The organism is Brachyspira pilosicoli P43/6/78 (assembly GCF_000325665.1).
Lineage (GTDB): Bacteria > Spirochaetota > Brachyspiria > Brachyspirales > Brachyspiraceae > Brachyspira > Brachyspira pilosicoli.
This window is the reverse complement of sequence record NC_019908.1, coordinates 2,332,111-2,354,458: the sequence shown is the minus strand read 5'-3', so window position 1 is coordinate 2,354,458 and position 22,348 is coordinate 2,332,111. Positions and strand designations below refer to the sequence as shown.

Below are 22,348 nucleotides of genomic sequence, written 5' to 3'. Positions count from 1 at the left end.
AAATATTATAATATATTGCTATTTAATAAAATATTGTTTATATTTATAGAATAATTTATTTTTGTTGTAGTTTTAGATTTATGGAAAATACTGAAATATCAAATCTCTTAATAGAAAAATTTATAAACAGCGAAGAATATAAATCTTTTGATTTAAACACTGTAAAAAATATATATGGCATAAAAGGCGGAGGAGATTCTCTTTTTTTTGCTGCTCTTTTTAAAGATAAAAACAAAAGTTTAATGATTATAAAAGACGATGAAAATGAAGCTATGCTCTTAAGTCAAGCTTTAAACTTTTATAATATTGAGAATTATTATTTTCCAGATTATGACAGTGTACCTTTTACTAAAATGTCTCCTATTACAGATATAGTGCAAGACAGATTAAGTATTTTATATAAACTAATTAATGAAGATAAATTTATTTTAATAACAACAATAAAAGCTATTTCAAGAAAACTTCCAAACAAAGAAACATTAAAAAATAATACAATTAATATAAAAGTTAATGATAAATTAAATATTGATTCTTTGAGGCTCAATTTATATGATTTAGGATATGTGATAGAGAGAGAAGTTTCTGAGGTTGGAACTTGTGCTGTGAGGGGCAGTATAATAGATATATATTCTATTCTTTATAATAATCCTATTAGAATAGAGTTGTTTGATGATGAAGTTGAGAGTATAAGATTTTTTGATATAGAAGATGGAAAGTCATATAAAAACGTTGAAGAGATTACAATATATCCTGTAAGAGAAGCTATTTACAAAGATTCACTTGTAGAAGAGTTTTTAAATAATGATAGTGAGTTAAAAGATGATATACAAAAAAGTAAATATTTTGCTGGAAGTGAAAACTTACTTGGAGTATTTAATAAAGATTTACAAACAATATTTGATTATACTAATGAAAATATTATATTTACAGATGATATATTAAAACTAAAAAATAAACTTATAAATGTTTTATCAACTACAGAAGAGAATTTCAATGATATAGACAATATATTTAAATCTTTTTATGATAATATAAACTCTCTTTATATAGATACAAATTATTTTGAAGAGATAGCAAAAAATACAATTAATTTAAGCCCTTTTATAGTGGATAATAATATTCATAAATTTAGTTTTGAAGAAGGAGTTTCTTTTAAATCAAAACTAACAGAGTTTTTGGATTATATTAAAGATTATAGAAAGAAAGATTATTTTATTATACTTTCTACAAGCCATTATGACCAGGCAAAAAGATTCTATAAAATAATGGATAATTTAGAGCCAAAATTAATTGCATCAGAAGAAAATGATAATAATGAAGAGAATAAAATAGCAGAAGAAAATAATATAATAGATAGCGAAGAAAAGCTTGATTTCTCTAATAACAAAAATAACTTCTATATAATAACAACTCAATCTGCATCGGGCTTTATTAAGGACGATATAAAAACAATATTTATAGCAGACTGGGAAGTATTTGGAAGAAAAAGAAAAAGAGTAAAAAAAATACCAAAAGTAAATAAAAATATAATAGAAACATTTGTTGATTTGAATATAGGCGACTATGCTGTTCATGTAAACTATGGTATAGGTAAATATTTAGGATTAACCCGTAAATTATCAAACGGAAAAGAAAAAGACTATCTAACATTAGAGTATGCCAAAGGAGATAAACTCTATATACCGGTAGAACAGATGAACTTTGTACAGAAATACATATCTGGAAGCGGAGAAGAGCCAAAATTAACAGCATTAGGCGGAAGTGCTTGGGATAAAATAAAAAGTAAGGCAAGAGAAGATGCTTTAGCTACAGCAAGAGACCTTATAAAAATATATGCTATTCGCTCTAATGTTCATGGAAATATTTACGGACCAGACACTCAATGGCAAGATGACTTCGAAGCTTCATTTAACTATGAGGAAACTGTTGATCAATTAAGAGCTATCAATGATATAAAGTCAGACATGGAAAGTGATAAGATGATGGACAGGCTTGTTTGTGGAGATGTAGGATTTGGAAAGACTGAGGTTGCTTTTAGAGCTATATTTAAAGCTGTTATGGCTGGTAAACAATGTGCAATACTCTGCCCTACTACAATACTCTCTCAGCAGCACTATAATAATGCCAAAAAAAGATTTGAAGATTTCCCTGTTCGTATAGAAGTATTAAATAGATTTATCTCATCAAGACAGGCTAAAAAAAATAAAGAGATGTTAGCAAATGGTTCTTGCGATATCATCATAGGTACGCATATGCTTTTATCTGATGATATTAAGTTTAAAAACTTAGGCTTAATAGTGATAGATGAAGAGCAGAGATTTGGTGTAAAACATAAAGAAGCGTTAAAAAAACTTAGATTTGAAACTGATGTGCTTACACTATCTGCAACACCAATACCAAGAACATTAAACATGGCATTAACAGGCATAAGAGATATAAGCATAATAGAAACGCCTCCATTAAACAGAATACCTGTAAAAACTTATGTAATGGAGTTTAACGAAAAGACTGTTGTAAACGCAATAGAGAGAGAATTAAAAAGAAATGGCCAAGTATTTTATTTGTATAACAGAATAGATACTATAGAATCATTTGCTTTGATGATAAAAAAACTATGCCCAAAAGCTTCAATATGTGTAGCACATGGAAGAATGACAGGTATTCAGTTAGAGAAAATTATGTCTGATTTTATTAATCATAAATATGACATATTAGTATCTACAACAATAATAGAAAATGGAATTGATATACCTAATGCAAACACTATATTAATAGATAGTGCTAATAAACTAGGTCTTTCTGAACTTTATCAATTAAGAGGAAGAGTTGGAAGGAGCGACAGAGAGGCTTATGCTTATATGTTTTATCCTGAAAACTTAGCATTAACAGAAGTAGCTTATAAAAGGCTTCAAGCCATATCAGAACATACTGACCTTGGTGCTGGTTTTAAGATAGCAATGAGGGATTTGGAAATAAGAGGAGCTGGCAATATATTAGGAAAAGAACAATCTGGTATGATTTATCAAGTTGGTTATGAGCTTTATACTCAAATGCTTGAAGAGGCTACCAATGAATATAAGGGTGAAATAAAAGAAGTTACTTTTGATACTGTTATAGATTTTAAACATAATTTGTTTATACCAGATGAATATATATCAGACCCAAAAGAGAAAATATCAGTATATAAATTAATAATGCGTTCTCAAAGTGATGAAGACATTGACACTGCCAAAGAATATATGATAGATAAATATGGAAAAATGCCTAAAGAAATGGAAGATATATTTAGTATAGCAAAATTGAAAGTGATACTAAAAAGAGTGAGAGTATTATCAGTGATAGAAGGACATTATAATATGTATATAAAACTTGATAAATACTCTAAAATAGATGCTAAGAAAGTTTCAAAATTAGTTTCTTTAGAAGGTTCTGGAGTTTATTTTGATAAAGAGAATCTCAATCAATTAATAATACCAGTAGTAGATGATAGTTTAATTTGGAAAATAAATAAGGTAAGTGAAGTAATATTAGAAATAGAAAGCGAAGAAGAAAATAAAGACAAAAGCAAAGAAAAAAGTTTGGCAGATGCTAATATAGAATCCCAAAGAAAAAATAAGCAAAATAATATAAGAAAAAGAAAAATAATAAAAATTAATAAAAGAGAGAATTAATCTTTATTATTATCATTCTTATCTTTTCTATTATTAACAATTCTTGTAGTGATAGCATAAATACAAAGAAGTACAAATCCTATAAGTAAGAGTTTATTTATCATAATTTCTCCATAATAAAAAATCTATATAAAAATAAAAGGTGAAGTAATAACACCCCACCTTTTATTATATCTAAAAGAATTCTAATTACCAAGTATCTCTTGGGTCATCAGCTTCTTTATAAGTTTCTAAATACATATCAGTTCTAGCTTCCAAGTTATCGAAGTAAATATAATATTTACCATAAGAATCTCTAGGATCAACTTTAACATTGATACCCATGAAGCTTATACCTTGTTCAGCTTGACCTCTAAAATCTTCTTGTTTAACTTTAGCAGGCACTTGTACAGTAATTTTTTTCCAACCCATAAAGTTAAGAGGTTCATTACCAATATTTTGAGGTTTACCATTAATATCATAAACGTAGAAGCTCATTCTATTGTTATGATTTCTTCCAGCTACCCAAACGCTAATTTCTTTAGTGAAACCAGGGATTTTTACAGGTCTAGGAGGAGTAACAGAAAACCAAGGATAACCAGTTTTGAAATACTCTACTTTAGCACCTAAAATATATTTATTAGCATCAGCATTTTCAGCAGTAACATCAGCAGGACCGCCTTCACGACGAATTATACTAATAACACCATAATCTCTAGGCATAGATGCTTGCCAAGTGTTAGCAAATTCAAAATCATCTATTAAGAAATTAGTATAAGATTCAGTAACGAAATTATTTCCTTCTTGACCATTATCTTGTGCTGCATCTTGTGCGAACAACAAAAATGCAACAGTCAAAATCAACATTGTTATCAAAATACTTAATCTTTTCATTGTATTTTTTCTCCTTATTAAACCTTATTGTTGCACTTCTTGTTGAGTAGTATCACCAGTAGTAGTAGTACCACCGTCTTCACCTACAACTTTTGCACCGCCTTCAGAATACTGCTCTGCAGAACTTCCGCCGATTTCTTGACCAAGAGTAGTTTCTATATCAGAACCGTCATAAGCTTCTCTAAATGTATCTGTAACTGTTTGGAAATAGTCTAATAATACAACGAAGTTATCAGCTCTTTCTTCAGGTGAAGCCCAGAAACGGAAATTCAAGAATCTTAAACCTTTAGCTCTAGGAACATAAGGCTCTTCCTGAGGTAAGAAAGCAGGAACTGATGTGCTTAAATTTTTCCAACCGATATATTTTAAAGAACCAATAGGCAATGTATAAGTATAACCGCGATAATCTTCAAATAACATTTCCATAGTGTAATCATAATTTCCACCCCATACCCATACATCAAAAGTCTGAGCTTTACCAGGGATAATTTTTTGTACTGTTGGTACTAAATCAAAGAAATTGTATCCTTTTCTAAAGAATGATACACTTACTGATAATGAATTAGTGGAATTGTAACCTTGATTACCCATACCAAAAGGTTTAGTTGCAAACAATCTCATATTTGGGTATTTCATTACAACACCATTTTCATTTGTTCTATCGCCTGTAAACATGAAACGACTTCCATTTGATATAGGCTGCCATTCATCTAATGTTTCAAAATTATAAAGCACTCTTGTTTCTAAATAAACACTAGTACTTTGTCCATAAACAGCAAATGAACCTAAGCATATGAATAGACAAATGATTATGAGGTAGCGAGAACTGTCTCGCATACTTCTATAGAATTTCATAGCGCACTCTCCTTAATATTTATAGCTAAGCAATTATATCCAATAACTTACACAATTATATTATTAATAATAAAAATTGTCAACTATAAAATATAAAATTATAACTTACAATAACTTAATATATCGTATTGCAATAACATAATATTTACAGCATTTGATTTAAATACATATTATGATAATATTATTTTTAATTTTTTAATGAAAGAAATAAGAAAATATGAGACTAAATAAATATATAGCCTCTCTAAACATAGCAAGCAGAAGAGAGGCAGACAATCTTATTAAAGACGGTAAAGTTAAAGTAAACGGTGAAATAATACTTAATCCTGCAACACAAGTATCTGAAACCGATAAAGTAGAATGCGATAAAGATGAAAAAAATAAAATATATATAAAACTAAACAAGCCTAGAGGATATGTTGTATCTACAAACAAAGATGAAGGCAAGACTATTTACGAACTATTAAATAATAAATTAAAAGGAGTTTATCCTGTAGGAAGATTAGATAAAGACAGCAATGGGCTTATACTGCTTACAAATGATGGTGTATTTGCTAAAAAAATAATAGGTGAAAACTCTAATTGCGAAAAAGAGTATTATGTTAAAGTAAATGATAATATACCAGATGGTGCATTAAAAAAGTTAGAATACGGAATATCTTTAGACGGAAAAAAATTAAAGCCTGCTAAAACAAAAAGAATAACAAAAAATTCATTTAACATAATTCTTACAGAAGGAAGAAATAGGCAAATAAGAAGAATGTGTGAGAAAGTTGGTTTTGAAGTAATTATATTAAAAAGACTAAGAATTAATGATATATTTTTAAATGAACTTAAAGAAGGAAAGTTTGAATATTTGACAAAAGAAGAAATAAATTGCATAATGGAAATATAATCTCCCATTATGCAATTAAATAATCATATTAATTAAAAAGTACTAAAACCATCATCAGTTACATTATCAGAACTAGAAAATGTTTCACCAAATTCTCTATCACTAGAGATACTTACATCTTTTTTAGCTGGTTTTGGTTGTATATTCACTTTTTTAATATCATCTTTTTTTGGAGGGATATCTGCTTTTTTATTAGGCTTATCTTCTTTTGATATCTTTATATCAGAACTACTTAATTTGAAAAAGCTAATAGCCTCTTGAAGACTTCTTGCCTGATTAAGCAAATCTTCAGAAGTATAAGCACTCTCTTGAACCAAAGAAGCATTATGCTGAGTAACAGTATCCATCTCTGAAACAGCAATATTAACCTGATCAACACCAGCCTGCTGCTCCATAGCTGTAGAACTAATATTTTGCATTATTTTAGCTGTATCATCTATTTTTTGCTGAATGTCAATAAATATTTCTTGCGATTGATGAGCTGTTTCTGTTGCTTTATTTATTTTCTCATTTGTATTATCTACCAAATCAGTAATATCTTTTACAGATGATTGAGTAGTTTGAGCCAAATTTCTAACCTCGCTCGCAACAACAGCAAAACCTTTACCCTGATCCCCTGCTCTTGCAGCTTCAACAGCAGCATTAAGTGCTAATATATTAGTTTGAAAAGCAATATCTTCTATTATCTTTGTAATATTTTTTATCTTTGTGCTAGCTTCGTATACTGCTTCTATATTCTTAGTTGTTTCTGTAATAATACTTCCGGCACTCTCTATAGCTTCTTTTGAAGAAACCATCATATTATTTCCTGTTATAGCATAATCAGTAGAAGATTTTATTGTAGAAGCCATCTCTTCCATAGAACTAGCAGTTTCCTCCAAGCTTGCCGCTTGAGATTCTGTTCTTCTTGATAAATCTGTATTACTGCTTGAAAGCTCTTTTGCCGCATTAACTATATTATTAGAAGCTTCATTAACTTCTGTTATAGTTTCTATTAATTTATTTCTCATACTAACAAAAGATTTTGATAAAATACCTATCTCATCTTTTCTAGATTTTATGCGCTGCTCTGAACGGCTTAAATCACCTTGTTCTATCTTTGATGCCTCTTCTACCACTATTTCTAATGGTTTAGTAATTGTTCTTATAAACAAATTAACAAGTATAGCCAAAATAACAATAGATATTATTCCTATTATACTTATAGCTATTATCAATTTCATGTTTTGTTCATATATCTCATAATTCATCATAGCAAGAGCTATTATCCAAGGCTGATTTTTTAATTTATGATATGCAGCAGTTCTTTTTTGTCCGCCAAGATTATATGTAAGGTTACCGCTTATATTACCGCTTTTAAAAGCTTCCTCATATATAGGATTTATTTTCATAACTGCTATATTCTCATATAAAGAATCCATTATATTATATAATTTGTCAGTAGTTATAAAAAGTCCTCCTGTTTTTCCCAAATCAATATTAGCAAAATGAGTTTGATGAAGCATATACCAATCTAGAAAAATATAAATATAACCTATTGTAACATTATATGAATCTTTAACTGGCTTTATAGCAGGCATAGCCCATTTAGAAGTAATTTCAGATTGAACTAGTTTATCAGCATATACAACTCCATCTGTATTTGAAGCAACAAATCTGTTCCAAGCATCTGGAATATAATCTTTAAGATTTTTACCTAAAGCAGAAGAAGACATTGAATCTAAAAATATATCTCCTTCAGAATCGGCTATACCAAAATTAATGAGATAAAGATTATTATTTTTGAATTTATTTATAGTCTCAGATAATAATTCTTCAGTAAAATTAACATCATTTTCTAAATATTTAACAACTGTAGGAGTAACTGAATATGTACTTATTATAGATGTCTGTAAATCAAACCAAGTATCTAAAACCGATGCATATCCAGCAATAGTGCTGTTAAAACCGCCTAATCTGCTCTTACTAATACCGCTGCTTGCTATATTAACAGAAGATATCAGCATTACTATTATAATCAAAACAACTATAGAACATATTACAAATGGTATTTTAAAACCTAAACTATTTACTTTCTTCATAATTCAACAACTCCTAATATTCTTATATTGTTTATTATATAAAAATAAGAAATATTATAAAATAATTATAATAAAAAAGCTATAGTATTAAATGAATGTAATACTATAGCTTTTAAATGTTTTTTAATAAAAAATATTATCTATAAGATTTTTCTAATATAGTTAATACTTCTTCATCTGTAAAGTTATGAGGATCACATTCAAACAATCCGCCCATAGCAAATCTAGCATTTTTAGCTATTTTTGGCAAGTCATCTTTGCTAATACCATAATCGGAAAGTTTTAGATTATCTACACCGCAAGCCTTCTGTAAATCAACCAAAGCTTCTACAAAATCCATAGCCTTAGAAGCATCTTTTTTACCTAAAGCCTTAGCCATATTAACCATTTTTTCATCGCAATCATGAGCATTTGCTATTGTAGTATAATATTCTTTACTTATTATAATAAGACCAGCACCATGCTCAAGCTTTGGATAATAAGCACTCAAAGCATGCTCCATAGAATGTTCTGATGTACAGCTTGAAGTACTTTCAACTATTCCAGATAAAGTATTAGCCATAGCAACATCTTCTCTTGCCTTCATGTTGTTTCCATCTTTAACAGCATCAGCCAAACTTTTGCCTATAAGCTCTATTGCTTTTAAAGCAAACAAATCACTCATATCGCTTGCAATTTTATTAATATATCCTTCTGTACTATGAAACAACGCATCAAAACCCTGATAAGCAGTAAGTTTAGGAGGAACTGTTTTCATAAGTTCTGGGTCTACTATAGAAAGATAAGGATAAGTTTTCTCATAACCGAAACCTATTTTTTCATTTCCATTAGTAATTACAGTCCAAGGGTCAGCCTCTGTACCTGTGCCTGCTGTTGTAGTTATTGCTACCACTGGAAGAGGGTCATTTGGAACTGCTTTACCTTTACCAGTACCGCCGAATATATAATCCCAATAATCTCCGTCATTAGCAGCCATTACAGCAATAGATTTTGAAGAGTCAATACTGCTTCCTCCGCCTATACCTATTACAAAATCACAATTTTCTTTTTTTGCCAAAGCAGCCCCTTCCATTACATGGTCTTTTATTGGATTTGGTAAAATTTTGTCAAATAAAACATAGCTTACATTTGCTTTTTTTAATTCTTCTTCTAATCTATTTAAATAACCATATTTCTTTATAGAAGTACCGCCTGTAACAATTAATGCTTTTTTGCCCGGAAGCTTTTGTTTATGCAGTTTATTTAGAGAACCTGTACCGAATATAACTTTACTTGGCATATAAAAATTAAAATCCATAATATAGCTCCTATTTTTTAATAAATAAAATAATGAATAATTAAAATTATACAACTGTGAAGTATTTAAATCAAATTAATAATAATTTTTATATTTTTGTTTGTGGGGACTAGCCCCCGTACCACCAGTTCTTTTGCGACCGTAGGAAGTGCCTTCGGTATTGGCACAAAGAAGCAAAAAGGCTGCATTTTTATATTATAAAACACTATAATTAATATTCACTAAATTACAAAAATTGACAAAATTTAAAATTTTTAGTTTATATTATTAATAAAAAATAAAAGGCTGAAAATATGATAAAAAATATAAATGAAGTAACTAAAACTTTAGGATTCAAAATAATAATAATAGTGGTATTAGGATTATTGCTTTTAATACCTATGACTTTTATAAATAGTGTTGTAAAAGATAGAATTCGTTATCAAAATGAGGCTATATCTTCTATAATAGAGCCTGTTGGTGATAGTGCCAATATTCAAGGTGTAGTTATTGCTATACCGTATTTGGAAAAGTTTATTGACAGCGATACTAAAGAAATAGGCTACACAAGAAAGTATATTTTTTATATGCCTAATGAATATAATGTTACTGGTGATGTTGAAGTGACAAGTTTAAGCAGAGGTATTTTTAAAGCTCCTATTTTTAATTCTAAGTTAAATATTACAGGAAGATTCGATAAATATAATGCTGAAATATATAATCTAGATGAAAATAACACTATTATACTTTATGATGAGGCTATGATTATATTAGGTATAGGAAACAAAAAAAATCTTATGAAGCTTCCTAATATATTAATTAATCAAAATGAAGAGCTTAAATATTATGAGAAAAATATTAATATAGATTTAAATATGTTTAACAATAAGTTTTTATACACTATTTCAAGAGATAGTATATTAAACGGTTTTGATTTTAATATTACAATGGATATTCAAGGAGGAAACTCTCTTATAATAACTCCATTAGCTTCTGAGAACACTTTTAAAATCTCTTCAAAATGGAAAGACCCTAGCTTTACAGGAGGATTTTTACCTACAAAAAGGGAAGTTAATAATAATGGATTTAATGCTGAATGGAACATAGCAAGCTTTAATACTTCATTTACAAAATATTGGACTAGCGATGAAAATTCTAATAGATTAAACAATATAGATAATAACCAATATTATAACAGTAATCAAGAATCTAATAATGTTTTAATATCATTTTTGCTTCTCAATGACAATTATCAGAAAACTTCAAGAAGCGTAAAATATGCTATATTGTTTATATTTATTCCGTTTTTTGTATTATTTTTATGCGAAGTGCTTTCAAAAAAACGTATACACCCTGTGCAGTATATACTCATAGGAATAGCTAATGCAATATTTTATCTTCTGCTTTTAGCAATATCTGAGCATATCAATTTTAATATTAGTTATTTTCTTAGTGCCTTAATGGTTACAGCTTTAACTTCTATATATATAGGATACATTATAAAATCTCCAAGATACACTATTTCAATGGCTATAGTAGAGTCTTTGATTTATATATTCTTGTTTGGAATACTTCAGCTTACTGACTATGCATTACTCATGGGTACATTAGGGCTATTTGCTGTTATTGCTCTTGCAATGTACTTTACACGAAATGTTGATTGGTATGGTGAAAACAATTAACAAATTTAAAAAATTATTACCGCACGGTGGAATAAACTTTTTATATAATAAAATTCAAATTATAAGTTTATTAATATAATAAATTTTATTCTGCGTGCGTATATACATTTTTTATCTTTTAAAAATTTAGGGCGGGTGCTAAAAATTCTATATAAATTGCAAAAATATTAAAAATAAAAAACTCAAATAAAACAGCAAATATATAGGGCGGGATTTGTAAATTAAGTTTTTTAATTAATTATTATTAATTCTATAAAATATATTTACAACAAATTTACAGCCTTTATAATGTATAAAATGTAGCTTATATACAACTTTAAATATAAAAAAATCTATATAAATATCAAAAATTCCTTTTTTTTATTGCTTGATATATTTTTTTATTTTGATATACTCTCTAATTTAACAATCTATAATAGGAGGTCGGACGTATGACAGATAAAAAAATCGAATTGTTTGAAAATTATCCTGTACACAAAGCTCTAATTACGCTAGCACTTCCAACAATATTAGGAATGTTAGTCAATGTTTTTTATAATATGGTAGATACTTTCTTTGTAGGACAAACAGGAGATCCTAATCAGGTTGCTGCTGTATCATTATGTATGCCTATATATTTACTTCTTATGGCTTTTGGTAATATATTTGGTATAGGAGGCGGTTCTTACATATCTAGAAAATTAGGTTCTAAGGACTATGAATCTAGTAAAAAAAATATCAGCATTTGCTTTTTATGCAAGCATTATAGTAGGATTTATTTCTATGGCTGTATACTTGATATTTATGAAAGACATATTAAAAATATCAGGGGCAAGCAGCAATACTTATCAATTTTCTAAGGACTATTTAATAATAGTAGCATTTGGAGCTCCTTTTGTAGTTAATCAGATGGCTATGGGTCAAATTGTAAGGGCTGAGGGTTCTTCAAAAGAAGCTATGATTGGTATGATGATTGGTACTGTGGTAAATATAGTATTAGACCCTATAATGATTCTTTATATGAATATGGGAGTTGCTGGTGCTGCTTTAGCTACAATAATTGGTAATGCTTGTTCTACTCTTTACTACATATACCATATTTTAAGAAAAAAATCTTTCTTATCAATAAACTTCAAAGATTTTTCTATGAAGTCTGATATACTTTCAAATGTATTTGCAATAGGTATACCTGTTTCTATTAACAACATACTTATGAGTGCTTCAAACATACTTATAAACAACTTGGCTGCTGGATATAGCGATAATGTAGTAGCTGGTTTGGGTGTAGCACAAAGAATATTCACTCTTGTAGTATTGGTATTTATTGGACTTGCTCAAGGGCTTCAGCCATTTGTAGGTTATAACTTTGCTTCTAGAAATTATAAGAGAATGAATGCTGCTATAAAGATATCTTGTCTTGTGAGTGTAGTAATAGGATTTTTACTTTTAATTTTATCTTTAATATTTGGAAGAGCTTCTGTTCAAGTATTTATTAATAATGAAGAAGTCATTGATTATGGAGTGAGATTTTTGGTAGCAAGTTATTCAATAGCTCCTATAATAGGCTTTCAATTTGTATTTATGTCCACATTCCAAGCATTAGGAAAATCAATTCCTTCTTTAATACTTTCTATAAGCAGACAGGGGATAGCATTTATACCTACTATATTAATAGGTACAAAATTATTCGGCATAAAAGGTATTATATGGGCACAGCCTATAGCCGATATAGTTACAGTTTTAATGGCAAGTATAATGTATATTTACATTTATCAGAAAATAAAAAGAAAGGCATTGGAAGAAGAAAAGAACAATAAAGAAGCTTCAACAGAAGCTGTTTATTCTAATGTATAATAATATATAAAAAACATAAGAGCTAATTATTTTGAAGGCGTGCATTTTATGATGCATGCCTTTTTTATTAAAATAAATACATATAAAATTAATTAGTATTATTTTATTTATTTGCGAGGACTAGCCCCCGCACCCCACTTCTTTTGGCGACCGTAGGAAGTGCCTGTGTGTATGACCCAAAGAAGCAAAAAGACTGCATTTATTATTAATTATTTTTATTATGTTCATAAGGCTTAATATTAATCTTAAAAAGCTCATTGTCATCTAAGTGAGCCTCATAAAGTTTAATTCTTTTATATTTTTTAGTATTTTTCTTTCTGTTCTTTTCATTTATAGACTTTACTAAACTGTATACAAGTTCTTTATCTTCTTTTGATGTCTGTACCCCAAAACAAATACTTTTTATTGGTAAATTAATAAGTGTTCCGTTTGGATTTTCATTTTTTTCATCATAAAAAAGTATACGGTATTCATCTTCATATTCCCATTCTTTTGATTTTACCATAAATAATTCTATAATATGATTTAATGGTTTATTATCTATTAAAGCATTACTAATAAAATTAGGACTGATTAAAAAACTATTTATATTTTTTGTGTCATATGATATTATTATATTTTTTATATTTTCTATAAAATTAAATGATATCGCTTTTTTATTATAACTAATTTTTTTTAAAATTATGTTAGTTTTATCCATAAGATTATTAATATCATATTCAATACATATACCTTGATGTTTATCAGAATAATGACTCCACATCAAAGTATTATCATTATGGGTAGTTAAACAAGCTATTTTTATTCTTTCAAGTAAATAATTATAAGATTTATCATAACTATTTTTTTTAATAAAAGGATCAACAGGATCATTAAAATTTTTCGTGTTACTGCACCACAAAGTATTATTCATTATACTTCTTAAAGTATCTTTATTAACTTTTGTATAATTATATAAACTATTACTTTTTATTTCGTAATAATATTCTTTATTAGAAAAATCATCTAGAATTAATTTATTTATAATTTCTTTATTATTGAATATAATTTTATTTTCATCAATATATATTTTATTTTTTATATATAATAAATCTCTTGTTATAGATGATGAAATATTAAATAAATCATAGGTATAAAAAATTCTTTCATTAAATATTTTTTTATATAATTCTAATATCACATTTTTATATAAATTAAAAATATCATTTTCTTTACTTTCTAATTTTAATAAAACCTCTATTTTTCTATTTTGTATACTTAATTTATTGTGAGAAGATTTAGAATATTTTTCTGATATATCATAATTTTTAATAGCTTCATTATAATTTTTTAAATGATAATAACATAAACCTTTATAATAGTAAGGTGAATCATTTTCTTTATTTATCTCAATTACTTTATTGAATTGATTTAAACATTTATCATAATATCCTAAAAGATAGTAAAACCCTCCCATTTTTGAAAGTATGAATTCGTCATTAGGTTTTAATTCTATAGCTTTATTAAAATCTTTTTCAAACATTTCATAATATTTATTGTAATTTTCATCTTTTTGTAAAGCCAAATTTACACAACATAGTCCTCTATTATAATAGCCAACTTCTGAATTTGGATTTGATTCTATAAAATTATTTATATTTTCTATTGCTTCTTCATAATTTTGTAAATTAAAATTTGATGAAAAAATATAATAATATAAAAATATATCATTAATATTAAGAGAAATAGCTTTGTCAAAATATTCCAAAGATTCTTTATATCTTTCTAATTGATTAAGAGATATACCTATTCTATAATATGCATCTGCATTCTTGTTATCAAATTTAATATATTCGTTTAAATTTATTAATGCTGTTTCAAAATGTGAATTATTATTCTCTAATAAACCTAATGAAATATATGCTAGCCCACTGCCATAATATATTTTATAATCATTAAAACCTAATTCCATAGCTTTATTATAATCATTAATAGCTAGTTGAAAATTATCAGCATTTATATTTTCTTCTATCAATGCTAAATTATAATAACAACATCCTCTATTATAATAATATTCTCCATTTGTTGAATTATACTCTATTGCAATATTAAAATTTTCTAAAGACTTTTCAAAATATTCTATATTATTATTTGAGTATAAAGCCAAATACATATATGCTAATCCTTTTCTATAATATGCATCTGTTTTATTATCATTGTCTAACTTAATTGAAAAGTCAAAATTATTTATAGCATTATTTAAATATTCTATAAAATTATCAGTTTTTACTGAACCTAAATTTAAATAAGAAGAACCTTTTAAGAAATAAATATTACTATCATTAAATCCTAATTGTTCTGCTTTATCTAAATCTTCTATTGCTGATTGAAAATTATTTATATCATTATTGTTTTTGACTGCTATATGATAATAACATCCACCTCTATTATAATAAACTCCTCCATTAATAAAGCCATATTCTATAGATTTATTAAAATATTCAAGAGCTTTATTATAATCAACTAAATACATATAAGATGAGCCTATATTATTATATATTTGTGCATATAAACTATATAACTTTAATTTTTCTAAATTATCTTTAATATTTTTTTCTGTTTCTGATAGTAATTTTATTACATCATTAAAATATTTTATTGCTCTATTATGATAATCTGAACTATTATTATATTCTCCTAAATTATGTAATGCTCCAGCTTTATACAAATGCAATCCAATATTTTTATTATCAATATTTAACCCTTCATCACATAACTCTATTATTTTATTATCATGTTTTCCATCATCATGTCTTTTTATTTCTTTGAATATTTTTTTTAATTGTTTTTCTTCATCATTATTCATAATTATTTCCTAAGCACTAATGAGTTATATTTTATAGTAAAAATAATTTGTTTTTTACTAACTTTTAACAAAAAGTTGATAAAAATAAAAAACTATAATTAGTTTATAAATATTTTATTATATAAAAATAAAAATGAAACCTTTTATAGTTGGCATATTGTTACAATTTTATAAAATAGTTTTTATCTTGTGTGTTTGCCACACCGCACGCAGAGCAAAATTAAAAATATAGATTTTTTTATAGTTCAAATTTCATCATATTAAAAATCAGGCTAACCGTGCGTTAAATAATTTGTTTAATATCAATCATAAATATAATTGACATTAAATAAAAATAGAAATAATATTTAAATATGAAACTTGTTATTGAATAAAGCTCCAGCAATATTTTTTTATTTATTGTTTGGGGCATACTAAAAAATATTATGCTATGGTTCTTTGTAGCTTTTTAATTTATTTAGTATGCATTTTATTTTTAATCTTTATTCAAGGAAAGTTTCATGTATTTAATAAAATTTTCGTTTATACTATTTATTTCAAATATACTACAATACTTATATAGTATTATAGATATAATATTTATTTCGCATATAGTTGGAGATTATGGAGTTGTAGCATTAGGAAATAGTGCTTCACTTATGTTTATTATAACTTCTGTATCTTTAGGATTATCAATAGGAGGCTCTATTATAATCTCTAAATATAAAGGAGCTAATGACTCTATAAAATATAAACAAAGTATTACAACCCTATTATTTTTATCAGCACTATTTTCTATAATAATTTTGGTATTAGGTATAATATTTTCTAAGCATATATTAATATTTATGAATGTACCGAAAGAGTCTTTTAATTATGCTTATAACTATATTAGAATAATTTTTTCTGGTGTGTTTTTTATATTCTTATACAGCTCTATATCATCAGTAATAAAATCAAGCGGAAAAGAGAAAGTATCATTATGTTTTATAATTATTGCTTCTATCACTAATATACTATTAGATTTTCTGTTTGTATATGTTTTTAAATTATCAGTAAAAGGTGCTGCTTTTGCTACTGTAATATCTCAAGCTTTAAGTTTTTTATTATCATTATATTTTATAAGAAAAGATATAGTTTTTAGTATAGATATAAAAATAATAAAAGAATTGATATATGTATCTTTTCCATGCATATTTCAAATGCTCATTATAAATATTTCTTTTTTTATTATTAATATAATGATGAATAAATATGATGTAATAACAGGTTTTACTATAGGGCTTAAAATTAATACTTTTATTGGTATGATATCATGGTCTATAGGAGAAGCTTTAAGTATATTAGTTTCAAAAAATATGGGAGAAAGAAATTATATTAAAATAAAAAACACTGTTATATTTGCTATGTTTTTTAATATTTCTATTACTATGACAGCTGTTATATTTATACATATATTTGCTAAAAACATTATATCTATATTTTATAATGGTGATGATAAAACAATAAATGATATTATATTTTATTTAAGAGTTTGTGCTTCATTTAATGGTATAGCATATGCTCTTATGTATGTGCTTGATAGTTTTTAATAGGTATTCAAAAATCATATTTGGCTTTTATTAATTCTTTTATAGATTCAATTATTTTTAAAGTAATATTATCTATGATATTAGAAATTAGTATTGGTTTTATTGGAATATATATTTCTATGGCTGTATCAAGTGTTGTACCATCTATTATAGGTATAATTTATTTTTTAATGTTCATCAAAACGTATAAATTAAATAAATATTAAAATTCTAATTAAAAAAGCGTATATGTTTTAATAGCATATACGCTGATACTTAATTTTTTATATATTCCATTAAAATTTTAATCACACTCCCCCCCTTTTTCACTTTTTAATATAATTTGTTATTTTTGCATAACATTTCTTTTTTAATCTGCTCTATAATTATAACACCCGCCCAAGATTTTTTTAATTTTATTAATCTTTCTCCGCACGTTAAATTTAATTTAATATATTATTTAATATGAATGAATAATTTAGCTTATATTTTTAGTTTTACTCTGCGTGCGGTTAATAAATTTTAAATAAATAATATTTTTCAATAATTACTAAATAATTGTTAACCTTATTTAATTTTAAGGTTGACAATCATAATAATTATGTTATCATGTTTAAATGATAAGCAACATAAAAGAGAATATAATATCAATATTAGAGTCAAATAAAGGATTATTTATATCAGGTGAAAAAATAGCCAATGATTTAAAAGTAAGCAGAACAGCTATATGGAAAGCAATAAAATCATTAAAAAATGATGGCTATAATATTCACTCCGTTTCAAATAAAGGATATGCCCTATCTAAAGAAACAGATATATTGTCATCAAAAGTTATAAAAAATAATATGCTGAAATACGCTGATAAATTTAATTTCATTATACATAAAACAGTAGCATCAACAAACATTATAGCAAGAGAATTAGCAATTAATGGAGCAGAAAGCGGAACTGTAGTAATTGCAGAAGAACAAACAAGCGGATACGGAAGAAACGGAAAATCTTTCTTCTCACCTTATGGTACAGGCATATATATGAGCATTATACTCAATCTAAAAAAAGAGAAAAAGATTTTTAATAGCTCATTTATCACTACTGCTGCAGCTATGGCTGTGTCAAAATCAATAGAAGAAATTTCAAATGAAAACACTCAGATTAAATGGGTTAATGATGTATTTATAAATGGTAAAAAAGTATGCGGAATACTTACTGAAGGAGCTTTCAGTTTTGAAGACGGTAAATTGGATTATGCTGTTATAGGAATAGGCGTTAATGTTAATTTCCCTAAAGATGGTTTTCCTAAAGAATTGAACAATATAGCAGCATCAATAAATTCTAAAAATAATGCTAATTCAAATACTAAAAGCGATATAAGAAATATTCTAGTAGCTAAAATATTAGAAAATTTATATGATTATTATTTTAATGATGTTAACTTTTATGAAGAATAATAAAAAACGCTCATTTTTAATAGGAAAAAAGTTTCTATTAATATAAATAATAAAGAACATATAGTAAAAGTACTAGATATAGATAAAACTTTTGCTCTTGTAGCGGAATTTCAGGACGGTAAAATAGACAAAATAGTTTCAGGAAGTATAAATAAGAGATTATCATAAATAGGAGATTATAATATATGAGTAATACAGATTTAAAAAAAGAAATATCTTTAGAAGAATTAAGAAATAAAATAATAAAAGGTTATGATATAACAAAAGAAGAAGCTATGCAATTAGTTGAAGCACCATTAGAAGATTTATGCTCTGCGGCTGATAGTATAAGAAAATATTTCTGCTCTAATATATTCGATATGTGTTCAATAATAAATGCTAAAAGCGGAAAATGCTCGGAAAACTGTAAATTCTGTGCACAGTCATCTCATTATGATACTAATTGCGAAGAATACGATATTCTAGATAAAGAAAAAATATTAGAACAAGGAAAAAGCGATTTTAATAAAGGAGTTTTAAGATATTCTATAGTAACATCAGGAAGAGCTTTATACGGAAAAGAGATTGATGAAGTTTATGATGCAATAGAAACACTCAATAAAGAAACTGAAGGATATGTATGTGCTTCTTTAGGTTTGCTTGATGAAGAAGGATTCAGCAAAATGAAAAAAGCAGGACTTAGAAGGGTGCATAATAATTTAGAAGCTTCAAGAAATTTCTTCAATAAAGTATGCACTACTCATACTTATGATGATAAAATCAATGCTATAAAGAGAGCTCAAAAAGCAGGAATGGTGGTATGCAGCGGCGGTATTATGGGAATGGGCGAAACTTGGGAAGATAGAATAGATATGGCAATAGAGCTTAGAGAACTTGGAATAATGTCAATACCTGTTAATATGCTTAATCCTATAGCAAGCACTCCTTTTGAAAATATTAAGCCTCTTACTGAAGATGACATGAGAAGAATAGTTGCAATATACAGATTAATTAACCCAAAAGCATTCATAAGACTTGCAGGCGGAAGAGGACTTATGAAAGATAAAGGAAAATCATGCTTTTTATCTGGAGCAAATGCTGCTATAACAGGAGACATGCTTACAACCGCAGGCATTTCAATAGAAACAGATAAAAAAATGGTTGAAGAATTAGGATATAAAATTCAATTAACAGAAGATTGATTATATAAAAAATAAAAGAGAAAATTATTATGGCTAAAACAATTTTTATAACAGCAACAGGTACTGATATAGGTAAAACTTATGTATCAGGATTAATTGCAAAACATATAAAAGATAAAGGTTTGAACATTGGATACTATAAAGCAGCATTAAGCGGAAGTAATGATATAAAAGACAGCGATGCTTGGTATGTAAAACAGCAGGCAGATTTACCAGATTCTTATGATGAAATGGTATCATACACTTATAAGCATGCCTATTCACCTCATTTGGCAGCACAAATTGAGGGTAATCCTCCAGATATAAAAATCATAAAAAATGCTTATAAAGATATATCTAAAAAACATGATTATATGATAGTAGAGGGAAGCGGCGGTATAATATGCCCTATTCGTTATGATAGTAATCAAAAAATATTTTTAGAAGATATCATAAAAGAATTAAATATACCTTCTCTTATAATAGCAGATGCAGGACTTGGAACAATCAATTCTACAGTTTTAACTATAGAATATATGAGAAGTAAAAATTTAAAAATTAATGGTGTGATATTAAATAGATTTGAAATGTCAAATAAAATGCATGAAGACAATAAAAAAATGATAGAAGAAATGACAGGAGTAAAAATTATAGGTGTTGTTATAGATGGTATATTAAAATTATATAAAGAAAATATAGAAACACTATTTGAATAATATTTTTTATTTTCAATATATGTACTTAATAAAGGACTAATTATGACATTAGAAGAAAAGGATTTAAAATATATTTGGCACCCATGCTCGCAGATGAAAGACTATGAGGAGCTTCCGCCTATAATAATAGACATAGGAAAAGGAATTTATTTATACGATAAAGACGGAAAAAAGTATATTGATATTGTAAGTTCTTGGTGGTGCAATTTACTTGGGCATTGCAATGAAAAAATAAATGCCAATATCAAAGCACAGCTTGACAGATTAGAGCATGTAATATTTGCAAACTTCTCTCATGAAGGAGCTATTAAATTATGCGAAGAGCTTATAAAAATAATTCCAAAAGGATTAACTAAATTTAATTTTTCTGATAATGGTTCTTCATCTGTAGAAGCTGCATTAAAAATGGCTTTTCAATATCAGCATCAAATAGGAAATACAAAAAGAACAAGATTCATGTGTTTTACTGACGGTTATCATGGTGAAACTATTGGGGCATTATCCGTTGGAAGTTTGGACTTGTATGCAAAAATATACAAGCCAATGCTCATGGACACTATACATATAGAAGCCCCTGACTGCTACAGATGTAAATACAATCAAAACAGAGATACTTGCAAATGCGAATGTTTTGAAGATGCCGAGAAAAAATTTGAAATGTATGGAGAAGAAACTTGTGCTGTTATAGTAGAGCCTTTGCTTCAGGCTTCTGCTGGAATGAGAATATATCCTCCTCTATACTTGAAAAAATTAAGAGAGCTTTGCGATAAATACAATGTAGTTTTTATTGTTGATGAGATAGCTACAAATTTTGGACGCACTGGAAAAATGTTTGCATGCGATCATGCCAATATCACACCAGATATAATGTGCATTTCAAAAGGTTTAACAGGCGGATACATGCCTATGGCAATAACAATAACAACAGACAAAATATACGATGCATTTTATGCTGACTACAATGAAGGAAAAGCTTTTATGCATAGTCACACCTATAGCGGAAATCCTTTAGGCTGTTCTGCTGCTTTAGCTGTACAAAAAGTTTTGAGAGAAGATGACATTATAAATAAAGCACAAGTAAGAGCAAAATATTTAAATAATAAATTAAAAGAAAAATTACTTAATCACCCTAATATAGGAGAGATTAGAAATATAGGGCTTATCAATGCTATGGAATTAGTCACTGATAAAAATACAAAAGAAGGATTTGACTCTAAACTTAGAATGGGTTATCAAATATATAAAAAGGCACTTCAAAGAGGACTTCTATTAAGACCTTTGGGAAATGTAATTTATTTTAATCCGCCTTTGATAATAAATGAAGAGGAAATAGATAAGGCTGTTGATTTATGTGTATCTTCTATAAATGATATACTAAATACTAATTAAAAAATTATAATGCAAATTTATTTAATCCTAAATCTATTGGGAACAAAAATATATTATAACCATAATAGAATTGT

13 protein-coding genes and 2 pseudogenes are annotated in these 22,348 nt (G+C 26.8%); 10 read left to right on the top strand and 5 right to left on the bottom strand.

What is annotated here, in order from left to right:
- Positions 1–80 precede the first annotated feature (80 nt).
- Positions 81–3,671, top strand: a complete 3,591-nt coding sequence (mfd, locus tag BPP43_RS10545; protein WP_015274920.1) for a transcription-repair coupling factor — start codon at positions 81–83, stop codon at positions 3,669–3,671.
- A gap of 189 nt (positions 3,672–3,860) precedes the next feature.
- Here the strand turns inward: mfd and BPP43_RS10540 are convergent, their stop codons facing one another.
- Together BPP43_RS10540 and BPP43_RS10535 are read right to left on the bottom strand one after the other, a co-directional pair.
- The gene (locus BPP43_RS10540) at positions 3,861–4,544 is read right to left on the bottom strand and encodes a flagellar filament outer layer protein FlaA (RefSeq protein WP_014933704.1); all 684 of its coding nucleotides are present in this window, start codon (positions 4,542–4,544) and stop codon (positions 3,861–3,863) included.
- A 24-nt stretch (positions 4,545–4,568) separates the two neighbouring features.
- On the bottom strand, positions 4,569–5,399 hold the full coding sequence (locus BPP43_RS10535) for a flagellar filament outer layer protein FlaA (RefSeq protein ID WP_014933705.1): 831 nt from the start codon (positions 5,397–5,399) through the stop codon (positions 4,569–4,571).
- 217 nt (positions 5,400–5,616) lie between these two features.
- Between BPP43_RS10535 and BPP43_RS10530 the strand changes: the two genes are divergently transcribed.
- Positions 5,617–6,294 carry a pseudouridine synthase gene (locus BPP43_RS10530; protein WP_015274919.1) on the top strand — a complete coding sequence of 226 codons (678 nt, stop codon included), beginning with the start codon at positions 5,617–5,619 and terminating at the stop codon, positions 6,292–6,294.
- Positions 6,295–6,326: 32 nt separating this feature from the next.
- On the opposite strand, the gene BPP43_RS10525 is transcribed toward BPP43_RS10530, so the two are convergent.
- Entirely contained in the window at positions 6,327–8,375 is a 2,049-nt protein-coding gene (locus BPP43_RS10525; RefSeq protein ID WP_015274918.1) for a methyl-accepting chemotaxis protein, read from the bottom strand.
- Between the two features lie 136 nt (positions 8,376–8,511).
- On the bottom strand, positions 8,512–9,672 hold the full coding sequence (locus BPP43_RS10520; RefSeq protein ID WP_013243738.1) for an iron-containing alcohol dehydrogenase: 1,161 nt from the start codon (positions 9,670–9,672) through the stop codon (positions 8,512–8,514).
- A 293-nt stretch (positions 9,673–9,965) separates the two neighbouring features.
- On the opposite strand from BPP43_RS10520, the gene creD reads away from it, so the two are divergent.
- The gene (creD, locus tag BPP43_RS10515) at positions 9,966–11,333 is read left to right on the top strand and encodes a cell envelope integrity protein CreD (RefSeq protein WP_015274917.1); all 1,368 of its coding nucleotides are present in this window, start codon (positions 9,966–9,968) and stop codon (positions 11,331–11,333) included.
- A gap of 431 nt (positions 11,334–11,764) precedes the next feature.
- Positions 11,765–13,166 (top strand): annotated as a pseudogene (locus BPP43_RS10510) (MATE family efflux transporter).
- A 205-nt stretch (positions 13,167–13,371) separates the two neighbouring features.
- On the opposite strand, the gene BPP43_RS10505 reads toward BPP43_RS10510, so the two are convergent.
- Positions 13,372–16,011, bottom strand: coding sequence for a DUF2971 domain-containing protein (locus BPP43_RS10505; RefSeq protein ID WP_015274916.1), 2,640 nt, complete (start codon positions 16,009–16,011; stop codon positions 13,372–13,374).
- A gap of 500 nt (positions 16,012–16,511) precedes the next feature.
- Between BPP43_RS10505 and BPP43_RS10500 the strand changes: the two genes are divergently transcribed.
- From BPP43_RS10500 to bioA, 6 genes and pseudogenes are all read left to right on the top strand, one after another.
- Complete coding sequence (locus BPP43_RS10500) at positions 16,512–17,582, top strand: MATE family efflux transporter (protein WP_252832322.1); 1,071 nt, start codon at positions 16,512–16,514, stop codon at positions 17,580–17,582.
- Positions 17,583–17,656: 74 nt separating this feature from the next.
- Positions 17,657–17,788: a hypothetical protein gene (locus BPP43_RS12595; protein WP_289844192.1), complete on the top strand. Its 132-nt coding sequence runs from the start codon at positions 17,657–17,659 to the stop codon at positions 17,786–17,788.
- A gap of 390 nt (positions 17,789–18,178) precedes the next feature.
- Positions 18,179–19,177: pseudogene (locus tag BPP43_RS10495) on the top strand (biotin--[acetyl-CoA-carboxylase] ligase).
- Positions 19,178–19,194: 17 nt separating this feature from the next.
- Positions 19,195–20,190 (top strand): biotin synthase BioB, encoded by a 996-nt coding sequence (gene bioB, locus BPP43_RS10490; protein ID WP_015274914.1) that lies wholly within the window; start codon positions 19,195–19,197, stop codon positions 20,188–20,190.
- A 29-nt stretch (positions 20,191–20,219) separates the two neighbouring features.
- Positions 20,220–20,885, top strand: coding sequence for a dethiobiotin synthase (bioD, locus tag BPP43_RS10485; RefSeq protein ID WP_015274913.1), 666 nt, complete (start codon positions 20,220–20,222; stop codon positions 20,883–20,885).
- Positions 20,886–20,927: 42 nt separating this feature from the next.
- A complete protein-coding gene (bioA, locus tag BPP43_RS10480; protein ID WP_015274912.1) occupies positions 20,928–22,274 on the top strand; it encodes an adenosylmethionine--8-amino-7-oxononanoate transaminase in 1,347 nt (448 codons plus the stop codon).
- The last annotated feature ends 74 nt before the right edge of the window (positions 22,275–22,348 follow it).

Bases quoted from the DNA above. Each gene is read 5' to 3' on its own strand.
- mfd (WP_015274920.1), top strand. From the start codon at position 81: ATGGAAAATACTGAAATATCAAATCTCTTAATAGAAAAATTTATAAAC.
- BPP43_RS10540 (WP_014933704.1), bottom strand. From the start codon at position 4,544: ATGAAAAGATTAAGTATTTTGATAACAATGTTGATTTTGACTGTTGCA.
- BPP43_RS10535 (WP_014933705.1), bottom strand. From the start codon at position 5,399: ATGAAATTCTATAGAAGTATGCGAGACAGTTCTCGCTACCTCATAATC.
- BPP43_RS10530 (WP_015274919.1), top strand. From the start codon at position 5,617: ATGAGACTAAATAAATATATAGCCTCTCTAAACATAGCAAGCAGAAGA.
- BPP43_RS10525 (WP_015274918.1), bottom strand. From the start codon at position 8,375: ATGAAGAAAGTAAATAGTTTAGGTTTTAAAATACCATTTGTAATATGT.
- BPP43_RS10520 (WP_013243738.1), bottom strand. From the start codon at position 9,672: ATGGATTTTAATTTTTATATGCCAAGTAAAGTTATATTCGGTACAGGT.
- creD (WP_015274917.1), top strand. From the start codon at position 9,966: ATGATAAAAAATATAAATGAAGTAACTAAAACTTTAGGATTCAAAATA.
- BPP43_RS10505 (WP_015274916.1), bottom strand. From the start codon at position 16,011: ATGAATAATGATGAAGAAAAACAATTAAAAAAAATATTCAAAGAAATA.
- BPP43_RS10500 (WP_252832322.1), top strand. From the start codon at position 16,512: ATGTATTTAATAAAATTTTCGTTTATACTATTTATTTCAAATATACTA.
- BPP43_RS12595 (WP_289844192.1), top strand. From the start codon at position 17,657: ATGATATTAGAAATTAGTATTGGTTTTATTGGAATATATATTTCTATG.
- bioB (WP_015274914.1), top strand. From the start codon at position 19,195: ATGAGTAATACAGATTTAAAAAAAGAAATATCTTTAGAAGAATTAAGA.
- bioD (WP_015274913.1), top strand. From the start codon at position 20,220: ATGGCTAAAACAATTTTTATAACAGCAACAGGTACTGATATAGGTAAA.
- bioA (WP_015274912.1), top strand. From the start codon at position 20,928: ATGACATTAGAAGAAAAGGATTTAAAATATATTTGGCACCCATGCTCG.